Below are 17948 nucleotides of genomic sequence, written 5' to 3'. Positions count from 1 at the left end.
GTGGGAGTTCTTTTACATTGAGAGGGAGGAAGCGACGAGCCATGGGATATTTTGATCCGAATGAATCTGTATTTAAGAAGTGTCAGCACGATGTAGAGGGGACCCTGGAAACGATAGCCCAGCGCTATATCGGCGCCAATCCGCCGCATCCATTTGTGTACCGGCTGCACAGCCGCGGCGGCTTTGCAAGATTGCACGATTACCGGTATATCATGAATTTTCAGGAAAAATGGGACCACATTCCAAACGGCAGCTTCGTTTATGCTTGGGGCAAGCTGTGGAGCGATCAGCCGACCGAGCTGAACCTCGGCGTTAGCTGCTTGAGTCCGGTGCACGTGTACATCAACAGGCAGCGGGCATTCACCTCCAATATTTCCGATGAGGTGGCGCCGGATCGCAAAAACATGTTCCGCGGCCATATGAATAAAGGCTGGAACGAATTTGTGCTCCAGTTCGAGAAAACGGCGAACGGCTGCGGCGGGATTTTCGGCACGGGCTCGTATAAAAACTTTCCGCTTCACTTCATTTCCCCGACCCCAGAGCGGGATGGACAAGAGGGCTGGGTTTATTCCGAGCCGACGACCGTGGGAATCGAGCACCTGCTGGCGGAAGGGCTGCAGGAGTCGGGCGGGATCGTCCGCTGGCTGCCAGAGCTTAGCTGGAGTGCTGCCGAGCTGCAAAGCGGCGTTTTTTCTCGATTGTACGGTGCGGAAGCAGGACGGACGGCGATCGCGTGGACGAAGGTCAATCAAACGCGGCCTACGCCTGCCGAAGGAGCAAGCCGCTGGCTGGTTCATCATGATGGTGCCTTGACGCTCCATGTGAACGGTCAAGCAGTGTACTCGGCTATGGGTAACGGCGAAGCGGAAATTGATTTGCCGTTTGTTTTTGGCGACAACGACGTGGTTGTATATTCGACATGCACGCACCAAGCAAACGCATGGGGATTTACGTTGGCGCCATTATCAGCCGATGCTCATGGTGCGTACACGATCAGAGCGCCTTTTGCCGTCGAGGGACTGAAGGATCATTGGCTCTATCTGGGCTCCTTCGAGGAGAAGCAGATTCCAAGCTTGGATCAGCTGGCTCAGCTGAACCTGGTGCATGAGGATGGCCGTGAGGGCACGTACTGGAGAGCGGATCTTCCAAACACATGGGTTCGCCCTTATTTGGAGAACACGCTGTTCGCCAAGTGGAACTATCCGCTGGGCGTGACGCTGTACGGGCTAATGCAAACGGGAGCAGCACTCGAACGACGGGACTATATCGATTATGTCCTGCGCCATGTAGAGCAAAGCGCTTCCTTCGACGCCTATTCGCTGTGGGACGGCAAGCAGTACGGCGCAGCCGGCGTCAACAACCAGCTGGCACTCATCGACAGTCTGGACGACTGCGGCTCATTTGGCGCCACGATGCTGGCGGCGCTCGCGCATGGCTCGATCGAGGGGGCTGAAACCGTGGCTGCCCGGATCGCCGACTATATCACGCGGGTGCAGGATCGTCTGCCGAACGGTGCGTTGTATCGCGTTCGTGGCAGCGTCGACTTCATGAAGGACACGCTGTGGTGCGACGATTTGTACATGAGCGTACCGTTCCTATGCCGATACTCGGCGCTGACGGGGGATCCGTCGTATATTAACGATGCGGCTAACCAAATCCTTCTATATAAAGACTACTTATATATGCCAGAGCTGCAGATCATGTCGCACGTGTACGATTTTAAAACGGACCGTCCTACCGAGATGCCATGGGGCCGGGGCAACGGCTGGGTGCTGTTCTCGCTGGCTGAGCTGCTTGGCGCATTTCCGGAGACGCATGAGCATCGCGAGACGCTGCTTGCGTTTTACCGCGAGCTTTGTGCGGGCTACTTGCGTCTGCAAGGCACGAACGGGCTTTGGCACCAAGTTCTTATTGATCCAGAGTCGTACGAAGAAACGTCGTGCACCTCGATGTTCATTTATGCGTTTACCAAGGGGATCCGTAATGGCTGGCTGACGGAGCCGGATGCTTATGTGCAGGCGGTGCTCAAGGGTTGGGAAGGCATGACCAAGATCAGCATCGATAAAGGCGGCAACATTTTCGGCGTATGTCGTGGCTCCGGCTACTCCTTCTCCGGGCGTTATTACCGGGATGAGCTGCCATGGCTCTTGAACGATACGCATGGTATCGGCATCGTGATGATGGCCGGCGTGGAGGTTCGCTGCTTGCAGCAGTTTTTGAAAGCGGGGACGGCCCAATGAGCGACAATCAACGAAGCGTCTACCCCGTAGAGCACTTTGGTGCCAAAGGCGACGGAAAAACCGTATGTACGGAGGCAATCCAGACGGCCATCGAGGAAGCGGCGGCTAATGGCGGCGGACGCGTCATTTTATCCAGCGGCATTTATTTATCAGGGGCCTTATTCTTAAAATCGCATGTCGAGCTGGAGATCGGCGAGGGGGCTATGCTCCGGGCCATCGTAAGTGAAGAGGCGTATCCTTCGATCTGGACGCGGGTAGCAGGCATTGAGATGGAATGGCACAGTGCGCTTTTGAATGTGATGGGTCAAAGTCACGTCAAGATCGTCGGCGAAGGGATCGTCGACGGTCAAGGCGAGTATTGGTGGCACAAGTATTGGGGTACGGACCGTCTCGGCGGCATGCGAAAAACGTACACGGCTCAAGGTCTTCGCTGGGCAGTGGACTATGATTGCAAACGGCCCCGCCTGCTGCTGGCATCCGACTCCTCCCATACCGCGATCAGCGGATTGACGTTCCTGCGGTCCCCGTTTTGGAATGTGCATATATGCTACTCGGATCAAGTGACGGTCAGCGACCTGCGGATTGAACGCAATGAAGGGCCGAGCACGGACGGGATCGATATCGATTCCTCTACGAATGTCGTGGTCGAGCGGTGTTACGTGGACTGCAACGACGATAATTTCTGCATCAAGGCGGGACGGGATGCCGACGGCTTGAGAGTGAATCGTCCTTGCGAAAATATCATTATCCGCCATTGCGAGATGGGCCGAGGCGGCGGCATTACGATCGGCAGTGAAACGTCGGGCGGCGTTCGGAACGTGGAGATTCACGACATTACCGCTCACGGTACGGAAAACGGGTTCCGGCTAAAATCGGCCCGCACCCGGGGCGGATTGATCGAGAACATTCGCGTCCGCTCCATGCGCATGACGAAGGTTAGAAACCCGTTCAGTTTCTTACTCAACTGGAATCCTAGTTATAGCTACGCGCAAATTCCGGAAGGCTATACAGGTGATGTACCCGAGCATTGGAAAACGATGGCGGAGCAGGTCGAGCCGCCTTCCCTTGGAATTCCTCATTTTCGCAATATCGACATTTCGGACGTTACGGTTCACAGCTTGGATCATGCTGACGCTAGCGGCTTAAGAGGGCACGCGCTGCCTTCGAAAGCGTTTGAGGTGGAGGCGTATCCGGAGCAGCCGATCGAAGGCATCCGGTTCTCGAACATCGAGATGACGGTAGAGCAGGCCGGTTTTATCTCGCATGCGCGGGATTGGAAAATGAATCAGGTGATCGTTCGTACCGCAGATCCGGCTCAGCTAGAGCAGGTGAACTGCGTCGATGTGGAGCTGCCGGTGTTCGAGACGATCAAGGAGGCAGCAGCCAAATGATCCAAAGATGGATTTACCGGGGCGTATGGAGCAAGGGGCAGCAAGAGGCAGGCATTCAAGCGCTTCAAGAGAGCGAACAGGCCCTTCGGCTCGTAGAGCAGGGGGAGCTGATGACCGCGGCGGCTTTTATATGGAGAAACAGCTTGTTTCTCTATTATGAGACCATGGAGCGCGAGATCGCACCTGATGAGGTTGCTGGGGCAGCGATGCCCTTTTTGACCGACTGGCCTGGACAAGCGGAGCCGCGCAAATGGATTCGCATGATCGACGTCTTCCATTTTAACGAACCGGCGAGCAAGGAGCATTGGCTGAGAAAGCAGCCGGTCGAGAAGCGGGCGGGGCGTGTTGCCCAATTGAAGCCGGAGATGATGAGCAGCTACATTTATTATCATTACCAGCTGCAGGAGGAGCGGGCGTTCCCAGGCGAAAAGTATGAGATCATCGCGATGCACGAAAATTTGCTGTTCGGCTATCAGGAGTTTCCGAAGGTGATGGAGCCACCGGTCGTTCCGGGACGTTTAAGCACAAAAGGCACGCCGGAGAACTGGGCCGACTCGCGGATGGATTTGCATTTTCAGCCTTGGGAGGATGACGGGTACTTGTATTTCAAGCAGATCGAGCCCGTTTTCGCCTATTATATCGGAGATTTGAACCCATCATTGGTACAACATAAGGAGAATGAGTCATGATCGTAAATATTGTGGAATTCGGAGCGGTAGACGATGGCGTGACGGTGAATACGGCAGCCATTCAAAATGCCATCGATCACTGCGCAGCGCAAGGCGGGGGCACGGTGGTCGTCCCGAAAGGAAATTACGTCTCCGGCACGATCATGCTCCGTTCGTACGTCGAGCTGCACCTGACCCCGGCGGCGCGCATCGTCAGCAGCATGAAAGAGTCGGATTTCACCGCTCCGGAGGGCGCGGAAGGGCTGGAGCTTAGCGAGGGACAGGGCAGCCAGGCGCTGGTTTGCGCTAGACATGCCAAGAACATTGCCATTACCGGGCTTGGAACGATTGACGGCAGAGGCTCGCAATTTCTAGAGCCGGAGGACGGCGTTAGCGACTATGTACTGCAGCCTTTGGGCGGCTTCCGTCCGAAGATGATGGATTTTGAGGGCTGCACGAATGTTGTTTTTCGCGATGTGACCTTGTACCAGGCTTCCTCTTGGGGCATGCATATGACAGGTTGCAATCAGGTAACCGTGGACGGCGTGAAAATTCTCGGACAGGTGCGCGGGCCGAATAACGACGGGATCGATCCGGACAGCTGCAAGGATGTCCATATCTCGAACTGCCATATTGAAACGGGTGACGACTGCATTGTCATCAAAACAACCAAGTACGGAGCCGAGCGGTACGGAGGCTGCGAGAACATCACGGTCACTAACTGCACTCTGCAATCGCATGATTCCGCCATCAAAATCGGTACGGAAACGCACGCCGACATCCGCAATATCGTTGTGACCAACTGCGTAATTCGCAACTCCAACCGTGGTGTGGGGATTTGGGTTCGTGACGGGGCGACGATGGAAAACATGCTGTTCTCCAACTTGATCATCGAAACGAGATTGTTCAGCAACGAAGACGAAATCAAGCGTACGCTGCGCTGGTGGGGTAAGTCCGAGCCGATCTTTATGACGGCCGAACGGAGAAACACTCCGAATGCCGTGGCACCCGGAACGATCCGGAACATTCGTTTTGACCAGCTGCTGATCGAATCGGAGGGCTGCATTTATTTGGAGGGCTTCGAGGAGCAGAAGCTGGAGGGCATTTCGCTGAGCAATGTGAAAATGACCATGCGTGTGAAAAGCGGCTACCCAGGAGGCGTCTTCGACACCCAGCCATCGCCGCGCGGGGTGTTCCCGCACCATATCCCGGCGATTTTCCTGCGGAACGCCAAAGACGTTACGCTTAGCGACGTGGAAGTGAAGTGGGCTGAGGAGCGCAATGCCAACTGGTCGAACGCACTGTACGGCGAGCAGCTGGAGGATTTGCACATCCGAGGCTTTAAGGGCTTGCCGGCGCAGGAGCAGTTAAGCGTGATGGAATTGAAGCGCGTGCAGGGTCTTTGCATCGAACGTACGAAGGCGCTGCCGGGAACCAGTGTGTTTTTGCTGCTGGATGAGGTGGATTCGAAGGATTGCACCCTGGAGGGCAACAATTTCACGAATGCAGCGACTCCGGTGCTGTTAAAAGAAGCAAAATCGATCCAAGGTTAAACGGGCGAATATAAAGGTTTGTTTTTTTGGGATTTGTATATTCAAATTCAAACAGATGTGGTATCATCAAAAACAGACAGAAACAAAATAAATCGGAGGTAAACAAAACAATGGTACAAAGTCTTTGGGATTCTTCAAAAGCGGATCAACTGCAAAACGGACTGGATCAGCTCGTTTATCGTTCTAATATTATCGGCGCGGATCGCCGTGTCTGCAACATCTTTGGCGGCAATACATCGACTAAGACGGTTGTGCAGGATTTCCGCGGCCGCGATGTTGAAGTCATGTACGTTAAAGGCAGCGGCTCCGACCTCGGTTCGATGAAAGCCGGCAACTTCACAGGTCTTCGCATGGAAGATATTCGTCCGCTGTTTGAGCGCGAATCCATGACGGATGAAGAAATGGTTGCTTACCTCGGCCACACGATGATCGACGCTAAGCATCCGCGGGCATCGATTGAAACGCTGCTTCACGCGTTTCTTCCATTCAAGCATGTAGACCATACGCATCCGGATGCGATCATCAGCCTTTGCTGCGCAGATAACGGTAAAGCACTTGCGAAGGAAATTTACGGCGACCGTTTCGTCTGGGTTCCTTATGTACGTCCTGGCTTCACCTTGTCCAAAATGATCGCAGAAGGCGTTCTGGCGAATCCAAAAGCAGAACTCGTTCTGATGGAGAAGCATGGTCTGGTAACATGGGGAGAAACTTCCGAAGCTTGCTACGCGCAAACAATCAAAATCATCAACGAAGCGGAAGCCTTCATCGAAGCTCGCGTGAACGAAGAGCGCCTGTTCGGCGGCCGCAAGCATGCAGCATTGCCTGAAGAAGTCCGCCGCAGCATCGCATCGCAAGTCATGCCGACGATCCGCGGTGCGGTATCCGACGCTAAGAAAGCGATTCTGTCCTTCGACGACCAAGCGGATGTGCTCGCGTTTGTTGGCGGGATCGATTCGCCGAAGCTGTCCCAGGTTGGCGCAGCATGCCCTGACCACCTGGTGCATACAAAGGTTGTTCCTCTCTTCATCGACTGGACACCGAACGCTGACGATGTTGAAGGCTTGAAAGCCAAGCTCGCAGAAGGCGTAGCTGCATATAAAGAGCAGTATAAAGCATACTTCGAGCGTAACAAGAACGAGGGCGACGTCATGTTCGAAGCTGCTCCTCGCGTCATCCTGATTCCAGGCGTTGGTATGATCAACACGGGCAAGAGCTGGGCATTGTCGCAAGTCAGCGGTGCATTGTACCATCGCGCGATCGCAGTAATGCGCGGCGCAACGGCGCTGGGTCAATTCGTATCGCTCAGCGAGAACGAGTCTTACAATGTGGAGTACTGGCCGCTTGAGCTTTACAAGCTGTCTTTGGCTCCTGCAGAAGCTGAGTTCTCCCGCAAGGTGGCTCTGATCACCGGTGGCGCTGGCGGTATCGGTAGTGAGACGGCTCGCCGCCTCGTATCCGAAGGCGCACATGTCGTTCTGGCTGACCTGAACTTGGAAGGCGCTCAGAAGGTAGCTGCCGATATCAATGAGAAGTACGGTGCCCACCGTGCGCTGGCGGTTAAAATGGACGTAACGGACGAAGCCGCTATTCTATCGGCTTACGCCGAAGCTATATTGAACTACGGCGGCGTGGATATCATCGTCAACAATGCAGGTCTTGCCACTTCCAGTCCGTTTGACCAAACGTCGCTGAAAGAATGGAACCTGAACATGAACGTGCTTGGTACAGGCTACTTCCTGGTAGCGCGCGAGGCGTTCAAAATTATGAAGCAGCAAGGCATCGGCGGAAACATGGTGTTCATCGGCTCCAAGAACTCCGTCTACGCTGGCAAGAGCGCGAGCGCGTACAGTGCAGCCAAAGCGCTGGAAGCACACCTTGCACGCTGCATCGCAGCAGAAGGCGGCGAGTTCGGCATCCGCGTGAACACGATCCTTCCTGACGCCATTCTTCAAGGCTCTGCGATCTGGAACGGCAACTGGCGCAATGAGCGCGCAGCGGCCTACGGTATTGAACCGGATCAGCTGGAAGAATACTACCGCAAGCGTACTACGCTGCTCGTTAACATTTATCCGCGCGATATCGCAGAGGGCGTTGCTTTCTTCGCTTCTTCCAAATCGGATAAAACGACCGGCTGCATGCTCACGATCGACGGCGGCGTACCGGCAGCATTCACCCGCTAAGACGAACTTATTCATATACTATTAGTTAAAATCCAAGGAGGGGGCATCACCATGACCCAGTCCAATATCGAACTCAATTATGAAGCTGCTAAGCAGCAATATGCCCAGTACGGCATCGATGTAGACAAAGCGCTGGAGAAGCTGGCGCAGATTAAAATTTCCATGCACTGCTGGCAAGGCGATGACGTGCGCGGATTTTTGAACCGCGACCAGGAGCTGACCGGGGGCATTTCTGTCACCGGTTCTTATCCGGGTGCGGCTCGCACACCGGATGAGCTTCGCGCGGACTTGGAGAAGGCATTCGCCTTGATCCCGGGTAAGCACAAGGTCAACCTGCATGCGATCTATGCCGACACGAACGAGAAGGTCGAGCTGGATCAGCTGGAGCCAAAGCATTTTCAAGGCTGGGTCAACTGGGCGAAGGAGCAAGGTCTCGGGCTGGATTTCAACCCGACCTGCTTCTCTCATGAGAATTCCAAGGACGGCTTCACGCTGAGCCATCCGGATCCGGAAATTCGCAAGTTCTGGATCGACCACTGCAAGGCTTCGCGTAAAATCGGCGCTTACTTCGGAGAGCAGCTCGGCCAAACGTGCGTAACGAACGTTTGGGTTCCGGATGGCTTCAAGGATACGCCGGTGGACCGGATGGCGCCGCGCAAGCGCCTCAAGGAATCGCTGGACGAAGTGTTCGAAGAGCCGCTTAACCCGGCTCACAACCTGGACGCGGTCGAAAGCAAGCTGTTCGGCCTTGGCTCGGAAGCCTACGTAGTCGGCTCCCATGAATTTTATATGGGCTATGGCATTCAAAATAACAAGCTGATCTGTCTGGATGCCGGCCATTTCCATCCGACAGAAGTGATTTCCAACAAGCTGTCTTCGCTGGCACTGTTCTCGGACGGCATTCTGCTTCACGTGAGCCGCCCTATGCGTTGGGACAGCGATCACGTAGTTGTGCTCGACGACGAGCTGATCGACATCGGCCGCGAGCTGGTTCGTCATGATCTGCTTGGCACGACACACATTGGTCTAGACTTCTTTGATGCTAGTATCAACCGTGTAGCGGCTTGGGTCATCGGTACCCGCAACACGATCAAAGCGCTGCTGAAAGCGATGCTCGAACCGGTAGATGCACTGAAGCAAGCGGAACTGGAAGGCGACTACACGACGCGCCTGGCGCTGACCGAAGAGTTCAAAACATATCCGTTCGGAGCGATTTGGGACTACTATTGCGCTAAGCAAGGCGTTCCGGTTCGCGAAGAGTGGATTGCACAAGTGAAGCAATACGAGCGGGAAGTGCTGACCAAGCGCGGTTAAGGCTCATTCGTTGCCGGTTAAGTGTTGGTTAACCACCACCTAACCGGCAATATCTCGTTCATGTCAATCCACTTTCCGAGGAGGTTTTCACTTTGTCGCAAATCATTGCATTCGATCTCGGGGCGAGCAGCGGCCGGGCGATTCTGGGCCGGCTGAACGGCAGCCGGATCGAAACGGAAGAGCTGCACCGGTTTCCGAACGATCCCGTGCCGGTCGGAGACCGCCTGCACTGGGATATTCTCCGGCTGTACCATGAGATTAAGCAGGGGCTGCTGAAAGCCAAGCATGCAGGAATCGAACCGGCCAGCATCGGCATCGATTCCTGGGCCGTCGACTTCGGCATGATCGGCGCAGACGGTGAGCTGCTCGGCAACCCGTATCATTACCGTGACCGCCATACGGACGATATGATGGAGAAGCTGTTCAAGGACGTGCCGGCAGCTGAAGTGTTTGCTCGCACGGGCATTCAGTTTCTTCCGTTTAATACGATTTTCCAGCTGTATGCCCTGAAGCAGGCGAATTCTCAGCGGCTGCAGCCGGATGCGAAGTTTCTCATGATTCCGGACTTGCTCCGTTATTTCTTGACCGGGGAAATGTACAACGAGTTTTCCAATGCGACGACGACGCAGCTGTATAACCCGCTGAGCGGCGGATGGGACGCGGAGCTGATTCGCAAGCTGGGTCTCTCTGAGAGCTGGTTCGGCCAGGTGCTTCAACCAGGGGCTGCGGCAGGCCGAATTCGGGCCTCGGTGATGGAGGAGCTGGGCATCGGCGCCATTCCGGTCTACGCTGTAGCCGAGCATGATACCGGCTCGGCCGTAGCCGCGGTGCCGGCACTGGATCGCTCGTTTGCTTACCTGAGCTGCGGAACGTGGTCGCTGTTAGGTACGGAGGTTGACCAGCCGGTCATTAACGAGGCGGCTCAAAAGTACAATTTTACCAATGAAGGCGGAGTAGCAGGGACGTATCGTCTGCTCAAGAACATCATGGGATTGTGGATTTTGCAGGAGAGCCGGCGCGAGTGGGAGAAGGCGGGCGTGACGTATTCGTTCTCTGAATTGGTAAAGCTTGCGGAAGCTGCTCAGCCTTTTGCCATGCTGTTTGATCCGGACGATCCGACGTTCCTGCATCCGGGAGATATGCCTTCGCGAATCCGCGAGTATGCTAAGCGCACCGGCCAGACCCCTCCAGAGGATGCGGGCGGTATTGTCCGCAGCATTATGGAGAGCTTGGCTTTGAAATATCGCTACGTGCTCGAGCTGACCGAGGAGCTGTCCGGCAAAGCGTTCGACGGTCTGCATATGGTGGGAGGAGGCATCCACAACACCTTGCTGTGCCAATGGACTGCCAACGCCATTGGCAAGCCGGTATGGGCTGGACCCGCGGAAGGCAGTGCACTTGGCAACCTCGCCGTGCAATGGATGGCGTCGGGCGAGTTCAAGGATATTTGGGAAGCGCGGCGCGCGATTCGGGAATCGTTCCCGGTAGCGGGCTATGAGCCGGAACAAGCGAACGTATGGAACGACGCTTACGGACGGTTTCTCGCGATTAGCAGGTTGTAAGATGTGAAAGAGCTGCCATTAGGCAGCTCTCAGACTGTTGAGACTTCTCAACAGTCTATTTTTTTAAAAAGGAGGCTTCTATGTCATTGTCCGAAATACGCGCCTCCGTTGACATGAATCGTTTGACCGACCACATAGGTAGAATCGCTGGAAGCCAAGTACAAATAGGCCGGAGCGATTTCTACAGGCTGGGCGGTTCGTTTGACCAAAGTTATGCTGCCATAGGTTTGATAGACCTCGGGAGGATACGACGAAGCGGTTAGAGGGGTCCAAACGGTACCCGGAGCAACGGCATTCACCCGGATGCCCTTATAGATCAGAGATACCGCTAAGGCGCGGGTGAACGCGGAAACGGCCCCTTTGGAAGCGGAATAATCGACAAATCCGGGGAAGCCTTCGAAGGCCGCAATCGAGCTCGTATTGATAATGGTACTTCCGGCTTTCATATAAGGGACGACCGCTTTTGCAAAATATACATAAGAAAAAACATTAGTTCTGAATGTACGCTCCAGCTGTTCTGCAGACAATTGCTCAAAGTTTAACAGAACATGAAGTTCTCCTGCGTTATTAATTAAAGTATCGATTCGGCCGAATTCGGATAAAGTCTGTTGGACGACCTGTCGACAAAACGATTCGATGCCTATATCCCCGGCGAACGTCAAGCATCTGCGGCCCAGCTGCTGAATGCGCTCCATCGTTTCCATAGCATCACTATGCTCATTCAGGTAAACGATGGCGATGTCTGCGCCTTCTTTGGCAAACAAATAGGCGACGGCGCGTCCGATTCCGCTGTCTCCCCCCGTAATGATAGCTACTTTATTTTGTAATTTCCCCGTCCCCAAGTGTTGGGGATTTTCCGAAACCGGTCTTGGAATCATAAGCGATTCAATCCCCGGCTGGCCCGGTTGATATTGAAGCGGAAACTCCACGGGTATAGATTCACATTTCGTGATATTACCATAGTATGAGTGCATTACTCATTCCTCCATCGAACTAATTACTTCAGGTTATTCCGCGAAATGAGGCTGGGTGATTCGGTGGCCGAATGAATAAATACTGGATAAAATTAGATAATAATAATAAAGTGTAATGATTTGGAGGCCATTCTTTTTGAAAAATGACAACACACCAAGAAGGCCGCGCTTGCTCCACAGTGCTGACGGTATCACTTATATTTGGAGGCGGAGTCCCTATTTAGCTTTGTGGTGGGCTGCCTCCTTTTCCGGCTTCGGAAAAGTTTTACAAGGTCAATACGCACGAGGCATTCTGCTCACGTTAGCAGAGGTTTTTATTAATTTGTTCAGTCACTTTAACGAAGCAATGGTGTATTCGTTTTGCGGCCGTTTTGATATGGCAAAAGCAACCCTGCAGCCCCGTTGGATGTATGGGTATTTAGTGGTATATATTTTCACTTTATGGAACTCTTATCGCTCCACACTCACAAACAACCGGGTTAGTCATTTGGCGGAGCTTGAAAATGCCCGAATCAAGCCAGTGGTCATTCATCCAGTGGAGATTCAGTACCTAGAAAGAAAAAACCCAATCATGGGGGCATTTTGGTCATTGGCTTTTCCCGGACTGGGGCTATTGTACAACCAAAAAGTCGCACTTGGGATTTATAACATCGTTTGGTGGTGGATCTTTGCCTCAATGTCGAATTTTTACGATTCGATATTTTTGCTGTTTTTCGGACGCTTCGAAGAATCGATTGCCGTGTTAAACGCGCAGTGGTTGTTATATATGCCATCGGTCCTCGGGGGTTCGGTTTATTACGGATACACTTTAGCCATTGACCAAAACCATCTGTTCATGGTTGAACAAAAGCAATATTTTGAAGAACGCTATAAGGGAGAGAATATCCGCATTTTCTCTTCAGCGGGAGGAGAATATGCTACTAGTCAGCACATTTGAACAAACCTTGGAACTGGAAGAAGCATTAGCCGTTTTGGAAAAAATGGGTGTTGAACACAGTGAAATTCTTGTCATACCGATGAAGCTCTATCCACTAGATCCAAGACAAATCATATTCAAATCCGAGGAGCGAAATTCCCGGGCGTTTGAAGTTGGCATGGCTCTGGCCACAGCTTTCGGTGTGATTGGGGCAAGCGTTGGTTTTGTATTCAAATTAGGCCCAATCATTTGGGGGTTGCTTTATGCCATTTTAGGTTTTGGGATAGGTTTTGGAGGAGTGGTATTCGTTAAGCGTAATAAACAAAAAACAGCCCGCTCTCCCGGTAATCCCAAACCGGAAGTGGTTGCCATCATACAATGCAGGCAAACTCAGTCGGAAGAAATCCAAAAGGTTTTGTGGCAGTACAAGGCAATCTCAGTTGGAGAAACAAGGACAGGGGAAAAATAAATTCCAATCATGCAAGTGCCGAGTTCGTAGATAACTGGCTTGAGTTTTTAACAAGCAGATAATCCAGGTATCTCAAATGAACTAAGATTAAAGATGCTTGAAAAAGGATAACCTTTTGGATGGTTTCCGAGGTAGTGGTGTAGTAGAGGTACAACAAACGATCGAATTGTTTAACTTTCTGCATAATCGCCAGTTTAATTCCTTCCAAATAGCTTGTAAATGTCGGTTCGGCCGTGGAGGGAAGCACTAGCGGATCGCATGTCATTTGCCTGTATAAATCTTTTAATGTATCAATGTTTATTTGGTTATCCTGAATTAATGACTTTATAATGTCTGCCTGCCTGGGATCTTTAGTTAAAGCAAGCAGCCTTTCATTATGCTTCTGGGATTCCATAACCGACTTCAAGTTTTCAATGATTTGTTCTGGAGTAATTCCCAGCATTTTGCCGCATGGGGTCATATCGATTTTCACCCCCGTTTGGGAACAAATTTTTAGTAATCAAGTATTGCAGCAAAGATCCATGCAGAAAGGGGGTAGCTGCGAGAAAAGCAATAATGCTCCTGATACTTGTAAACTCATTCGTATAGTAGATGTTTGGAGCTCCTAGATACATTTTTACAAACTTGGGGAGAATATCCACCTCCAGCGATCTTACTTTACTCAGACCTTCTAAGTAATCTGTTACATGGGGTGGTTTTACAGGTGGGATTTGTAACTCGTTACAAGAAATAGCAAGATACAACTGACGGATTCTGTTAATGTTAACGGTATTTTCAGTGATCAGCCGCTTTAAAAGATCTGATTGTTCCTGGTCGGGGGCCATGCCAATCAGTTGATCGTAATATCCGTTGATTTCAAGGAGCAGCTTAGCCTGTTCTTGTAGTGTTTCTAAAGAGACGCCATAGATTGTTCCGCAATGATTCACTTGAAGACCACCTGCTTATAAATGAATTAATTCTTCTTTACCGCCTAAATGAGCTGCATATATAAAATTTAAATTTGCGGCTTGAGCGTTTTTTTCCGAAGAGATTCTTAAAACTAAACTTAACAAATCGGGTACGACCGTAGACATCAATAGCACATACAGCCTAGAAATGTAAATATTATAAAGGATGGCCATTTCGATCCCGTCGACATATTTTGAAAAAAACGGTACGGTTACGGGTAAAAGAGTTGGCGGACTTCCGGTTAATTTCGTGTACAATGAGGCTGAATCTGATAGGGCTTTGGAGCTCTCCGCATGCATTTGCTGTAGCTTTTTCTTATCGGCCTCGGTAGGGGCCTTCATTATTAACGATTCATAAAGCTTTAACAACACGGCACTCTTTTGGATGACTTCAAGCAGCTTCTCAGTTTGAATGCCAACTAACGGACCACTGTCATGCATGGTAAAAGACCTCCCGCCCATGTTGAATTTATTTTATGACATCATTGAATGATTGGTTACCAACGGGCTTTTTTCTGGAGGAGGACAAGCATCGAACTCGTTGTCGTAGGTGACGAGGTCCTTTTCCAATATTAACATCTAGCCATCTAATAATAATCCCAATATGATAAAAGAAACGTCATTAAAGGGAGTATTTAGATGAAATACCACGTGATACATACAAGAACATACCAATTGAAAACGCTCACGCCAATCGATGTAACCAACATGATCACCGATACAGAAGGACGTATTTTAGTGTACGCGGCGGATCAAGAGGAATATTATCTACTTGCAAATGAAGAACTGATTAGGGATTAATCAAAACATCAAAATGCAGAAGAGAAGCCCCCAAAGAATAAGGGGGCTTCTTTGTTTTCTTGAATAGAACGCTTAATATTTCCTATCTTGATCTGGTTTAAATAGGGTACATATTGCTCTCTTTATTTAGGGGATGGTCTGCCAAGGTATCGTTTATCCGCAAAGCTAATATTTATAATAATGGAAGTAGACGCTTTCACGAGGGGGAATGCGGTATAGCGCGTGCAGCGATCCATCGAGCAGGCAAGCCGGGCATTGTCATCCGGTTCCTGCTTCCGTACATGCTGGTGATGCTGATTCCGCTGTTTATCGGGTTCTTTGCCTACTATAAAACCGTATCCCTGCTGGAAGCGGAGGTCGTGAACAGCAACATGTCGCTGCTGGAGCAGACGAAGCAGGCGCTCAGCCGCCGGCTTGGTGAGATCGATACGATCGTGCAGCAGGTGACGACCGATCCGAAGGTGAATCTGTTCATGCAGCTGCGGGACCCCTTCGAAGGGGCCAATACGTACCGCATCCTCGACACGCAGAAAAATGTGATTAACTACAGCATGTCCAACAGCTTTATTTACCGCTACTACTTGCTGTTCAAGAACAGCGGGATTGTGATGTCGTCCAGCTCCATTTATGAGATGGGGGAGTTTTACGGCAAAATCTTGAGCTACAACCAGTTGAATTACAGGCAGTGGGCGAACGGCATCATGAATACATATCATCATCACGACTATTGGCCTGCGCAAGCCGTCACGCTGGAGGGCAAGCCCTACATGATGGTGACTCACGTGCATTCGCTCGGCTACCCGATTGCCCAGAAGGGCGCGATCCTGGTGCTGATTCAAAATTCGGAAATCCAAAAGCTGCTTAGCGGCTTCAACATGTCCGAAGGCGGCTGGGCTTATATTGCGGATGAGACAGGAGCGATCATCAGCAGCATTTCGTCGGACGGGAGCGTTCCGCCCGCGGCGCCCTTAGATTGGGATCGGAACAGCGGCGTGGTCGAGAAAATGATGCGCGGACAGCGGATGATGATCACCTACACGACCTCCGAGTACAACGGGTGGAAGTATGTCGCAGCCCAGCCCACGCATGTGGTGCTCGAAAAAGTGAATTACATCAAGCGCATCACGTGGGCCGTGATCACGCTGGGCCTCTTGGCGGCGCTGCTCATCTCTTCGTTGCTGGCGTATCACAACAGCCGTCCGGTGCGAAAGCTGGTAGCGATCATCGGTGAGCGGTTGGGGGCGGATAATGGGAAGCCCGCGGATGTGTACGATTTGATACAAGACACATTATCCACTTTAATGATTCATAACGAAGAACTGAAATCGAACATGCAGAGCCAGCTGCCGCTGCTGCGGTCGGCGGTGCTCGGCAAGCTGTTTAAAGGGGACTATGCCAGTCCCAGGGAAATGTTTGCGCTGTTCAAGCATACGGGCATGGACTACCAAGCGCATAGGTATGCGGTGTTCGTCCTTCAGACGCTTCAAACTCTTCAAACGCTTCAGCCCCAGTCCAGCAAGAGCATTAGCCACATAAGCAGCAGCGACGTCGATACCTACAGCATCATGCTGATGGAAGCGGCATCCGAAGCGATCGCTGGTCGCGCTTATTTGTACGAAATGTCCAAGGGCAAAATCGCCTTCTTGACGAGCTTGAACTTGTCCGAATCCGCCACCGACGAGCTTCAGCAGCTCCTCACGCTGCTAAGCGAGCATCTCCGCCAAGAATACCACCTGGTGCCGATCATCGGCGTCGGCAGCATGGTGAACGAACTGCTGGACGCTCGCCGCTCGTTCGAGGAGGCCTGCCTCGCCTTGAACGCCCAAAGCCGGAGCGGTGGAGCCCAGCTCTACTGGTACGGTCAGCTTCCCGCCGCGAGCGACGGGTATTATTTTCCGATTCCGATCGCTCAGCAATTGAGGAACCTGGCGAAAACGGGGGACAAAGCGGAGGTCGTCCGCCTGCTGCAGGAGCTGTATGAGCGCAATACCCAGGAGCGCCGACTGCCGCTAGACAAGCTGCGTTTATTCCTCTACGAAGCTTGGGGAGGCCTGGTCAAGCTCACCGACGAAATGTCCGCCCCGCTGGACCGGAGGGCGCTTCCCGCCGTAGAAACGTCCGACGAAGCGGAGCGATGCTTCCGCACGATCGTGGATCACTACGGCATGCTTTGCGACTCCGTCCGCACCACGAAAAAAAGCCACAACCGCCAGCTCTACGACAAAATCGTCGCCTACATGGAAGCCTCGTATGTCCGCAGCAGCTTCGGAGTAGCCGATGCCGCGGAGCGTTTCCATATTTCCGAGAACTATTTATCGCAATTTTTCAAAGAGCAGTCCGGCACGACCTTCTCTGATTATTTGCTCAAGCTGCGGATGAGGCAAGCAGAGCAGCTACTGCGTGAGACGACGATCCCGATCCACGAGGTGGCGACGAAGGTCGGATACAACTCGTCCAACACGTTTTGCCGCGCGTTCAAGAAACATAACGGCATCAATGCGACCGCCTATCGCAGCGCCCCGGAATAATATTCTAAGATGACGCCAACGGATCCAAGAAAAAGGCGATTGTCATTCTAAGAATGTGCACACGAATGTAAGCGATGCCAAATTTACGGCACCAGCCGCACGCGGTAAGCTGATCGTAGGGAGCGCCCCCTTGACTTGATTCCTGCGATAATGAGGTGATGTGGAGATGCGGTATCGGATCCGGAGCTCCGGAGCATGAAGACCCGAATGACGGTGATCCGCCACCTTCGCAAGGGCTGGAGGCTGCATTTGCTGCTTCTGCTTCCGGTAATTTACATCATTATGTTTAAGTCATGACTTATGCAGTTCATCCCAATTGATGGTAAATGCATAAGTTTCATAAAAATTTACTCGAAATCCATAGAAACCACTTGACTTTTCAGAAACACCCCAATAATCGCAAAG

14 protein-coding genes are annotated in these 17948 nt (G+C 52.1%); 10 read left to right on the top strand and 4 right to left on the bottom strand.

What is annotated here, in order from left to right:
* Nucleotides 1-41: 41 nt before the first annotated feature.
* The 7 genes from FPZ49_RS05865 to FPZ49_RS05835 all read left to right on the top strand — a co-directional run bounded on the left by FPZ49_RS05865 (nucleotide 42) and on the right by FPZ49_RS05835 (nucleotide 10908).
* The gene (locus tag FPZ49_RS05865; RefSeq protein WP_144844473.1) at nucleotides 42-2240 is read left to right on the top strand and encodes a glycoside hydrolase family 88/105 protein; all 2199 of its coding nucleotides are present in this window, start codon (nucleotides 42-44) and stop codon (nucleotides 2238-2240) included.
* On the top strand, nucleotides 2237-3631 hold the full coding sequence (locus FPZ49_RS05860) for a glycoside hydrolase family 28 protein (RefSeq protein ID WP_144844471.1): 1395 nt from the start codon (nucleotides 2237-2239) through the stop codon (nucleotides 3629-3631). Before FPZ49_RS05865 ends, FPZ49_RS05860 begins: the two co-directional genes overlap by 4 nt.
* Complete coding sequence (locus FPZ49_RS05855; protein ID WP_144844469.1) at nucleotides 3628-4320, top strand: hypothetical protein; 693 nt, start codon at nucleotides 3628-3630, stop codon at nucleotides 4318-4320. The genes FPZ49_RS05860 and FPZ49_RS05855 overlap by 4 nt, the downstream gene beginning before the upstream one ends.
* Nucleotides 4317-5852 (top strand): glycoside hydrolase family 28 protein, encoded by a 1536-nt coding sequence (locus tag FPZ49_RS05850; RefSeq protein WP_144844467.1) that lies wholly within the window; start codon nucleotides 4317-4319, stop codon nucleotides 5850-5852. Before FPZ49_RS05855 ends, FPZ49_RS05850 begins: the two co-directional genes overlap by 4 nt.
* 65 nt (nucleotides 5853-5917) lie before the next feature.
* Complete coding sequence (locus tag FPZ49_RS05845; protein WP_261381288.1) at nucleotides 5918-8032, top strand: bifunctional aldolase/short-chain dehydrogenase; 2115 nt, start codon at nucleotides 5918-5920, stop codon at nucleotides 8030-8032.
* Nucleotides 8033-8083: 51 nt separating this feature from the next.
* Complete coding sequence (gene rhaA / locus FPZ49_RS05840; protein WP_144844463.1) at nucleotides 8084-9346, top strand: L-rhamnose isomerase; 1263 nt, start codon at nucleotides 8084-8086, stop codon at nucleotides 9344-9346.
* Nucleotides 9347-9438: 92 nt separating this feature from the next.
* Nucleotides 9439-10908 (top strand): rhamnulokinase, encoded by a 1470-nt coding sequence (locus FPZ49_RS05835; protein WP_144844461.1) that lies wholly within the window; start codon nucleotides 9439-9441, stop codon nucleotides 10906-10908.
* Between the two features lie 83 nt (nucleotides 10909-10991).
* On the opposite strand, the gene FPZ49_RS05830 is transcribed toward FPZ49_RS05835, so the two are convergent.
* Entirely contained in the window at nucleotides 10992-11882 is an 891-nt protein-coding gene (locus FPZ49_RS05830; protein WP_144844459.1) for an SDR family oxidoreductase, read from the bottom strand.
* Between the two features lie 136 nt (nucleotides 11883-12018).
* Here FPZ49_RS05830 and FPZ49_RS05825 point away from each other — a divergent pair, with 136 nt between their 5' ends.
* Both FPZ49_RS05825 and FPZ49_RS05820 read left to right on the top strand, forming a co-directional pair.
* Nucleotides 12019-12819 (top strand): hypothetical protein, encoded by an 801-nt coding sequence (locus FPZ49_RS05825; protein ID WP_261381280.1) that lies wholly within the window; start codon nucleotides 12019-12021, stop codon nucleotides 12817-12819.
* On the top strand, nucleotides 12797-13267 hold the full coding sequence (locus FPZ49_RS05820) for a hypothetical protein (protein ID WP_144844457.1): 471 nt from the start codon (nucleotides 12797-12799) through the stop codon (nucleotides 13265-13267). The genes FPZ49_RS05825 and FPZ49_RS05820 overlap by 23 nt, the downstream gene beginning before the upstream one ends.
* 7 nt (nucleotides 13268-13274) lie before the next feature.
* Here the strand turns inward: FPZ49_RS05820 and FPZ49_RS05815 are convergent, their stop codons facing one another.
* Genes FPZ49_RS05815 through FPZ49_RS05805 form a run of 3 tightly spaced genes read right to left on the bottom strand, consistent with a single transcriptional unit; the run spans nucleotide 13275 to nucleotide 14655 of the window.
* Nucleotides 13275-13727 carry a hypothetical protein gene (locus FPZ49_RS05815; protein WP_144844455.1) on the bottom strand — a complete coding sequence of 151 codons (453 nt, stop codon included), beginning with the start codon at nucleotides 13725-13727 and terminating at the stop codon, nucleotides 13275-13277.
* Nucleotides 13678-14193 carry a hypothetical protein gene (locus FPZ49_RS05810; protein WP_144844454.1) on the bottom strand — a complete coding sequence of 172 codons (516 nt, stop codon included), beginning with the start codon at nucleotides 14191-14193 and terminating at the stop codon, nucleotides 13678-13680. The genes FPZ49_RS05815 and FPZ49_RS05810 overlap by 50 nt, the downstream gene beginning before the upstream one ends.
* Before the next feature lie 15 nt (nucleotides 14194-14208).
* A complete protein-coding gene (locus FPZ49_RS05805) occupies nucleotides 14209-14655 on the bottom strand; it encodes a hypothetical protein (RefSeq protein ID WP_144844452.1) in 447 nt (148 codons plus the stop codon).
* 473 nt (nucleotides 14656-15128) lie between these two features.
* Here FPZ49_RS05805 and FPZ49_RS05800 point away from each other — a divergent pair, with 473 nt between their 5' ends.
* Nucleotides 15129-17543 (top strand): helix-turn-helix domain-containing protein, encoded by a 2415-nt coding sequence (locus FPZ49_RS05800; protein WP_144844450.1) that lies wholly within the window; start codon nucleotides 15129-15131, stop codon nucleotides 17541-17543.
* The last annotated feature ends 405 nt before the right edge of the window (nucleotides 17544-17948 follow it).

It is taken from the genome of Paenibacillus cremeus (assembly GCF_007786445.1).
GTDB lineage: Bacteria > Bacillota > Bacilli > Paenibacillales > NBRC-103111 > Paenibacillus_G > Paenibacillus_G cremeus.
Note: the sequence above shows the minus strand (reverse complement) of the source record. Positions and strands in the feature narration are given on the sequence as shown.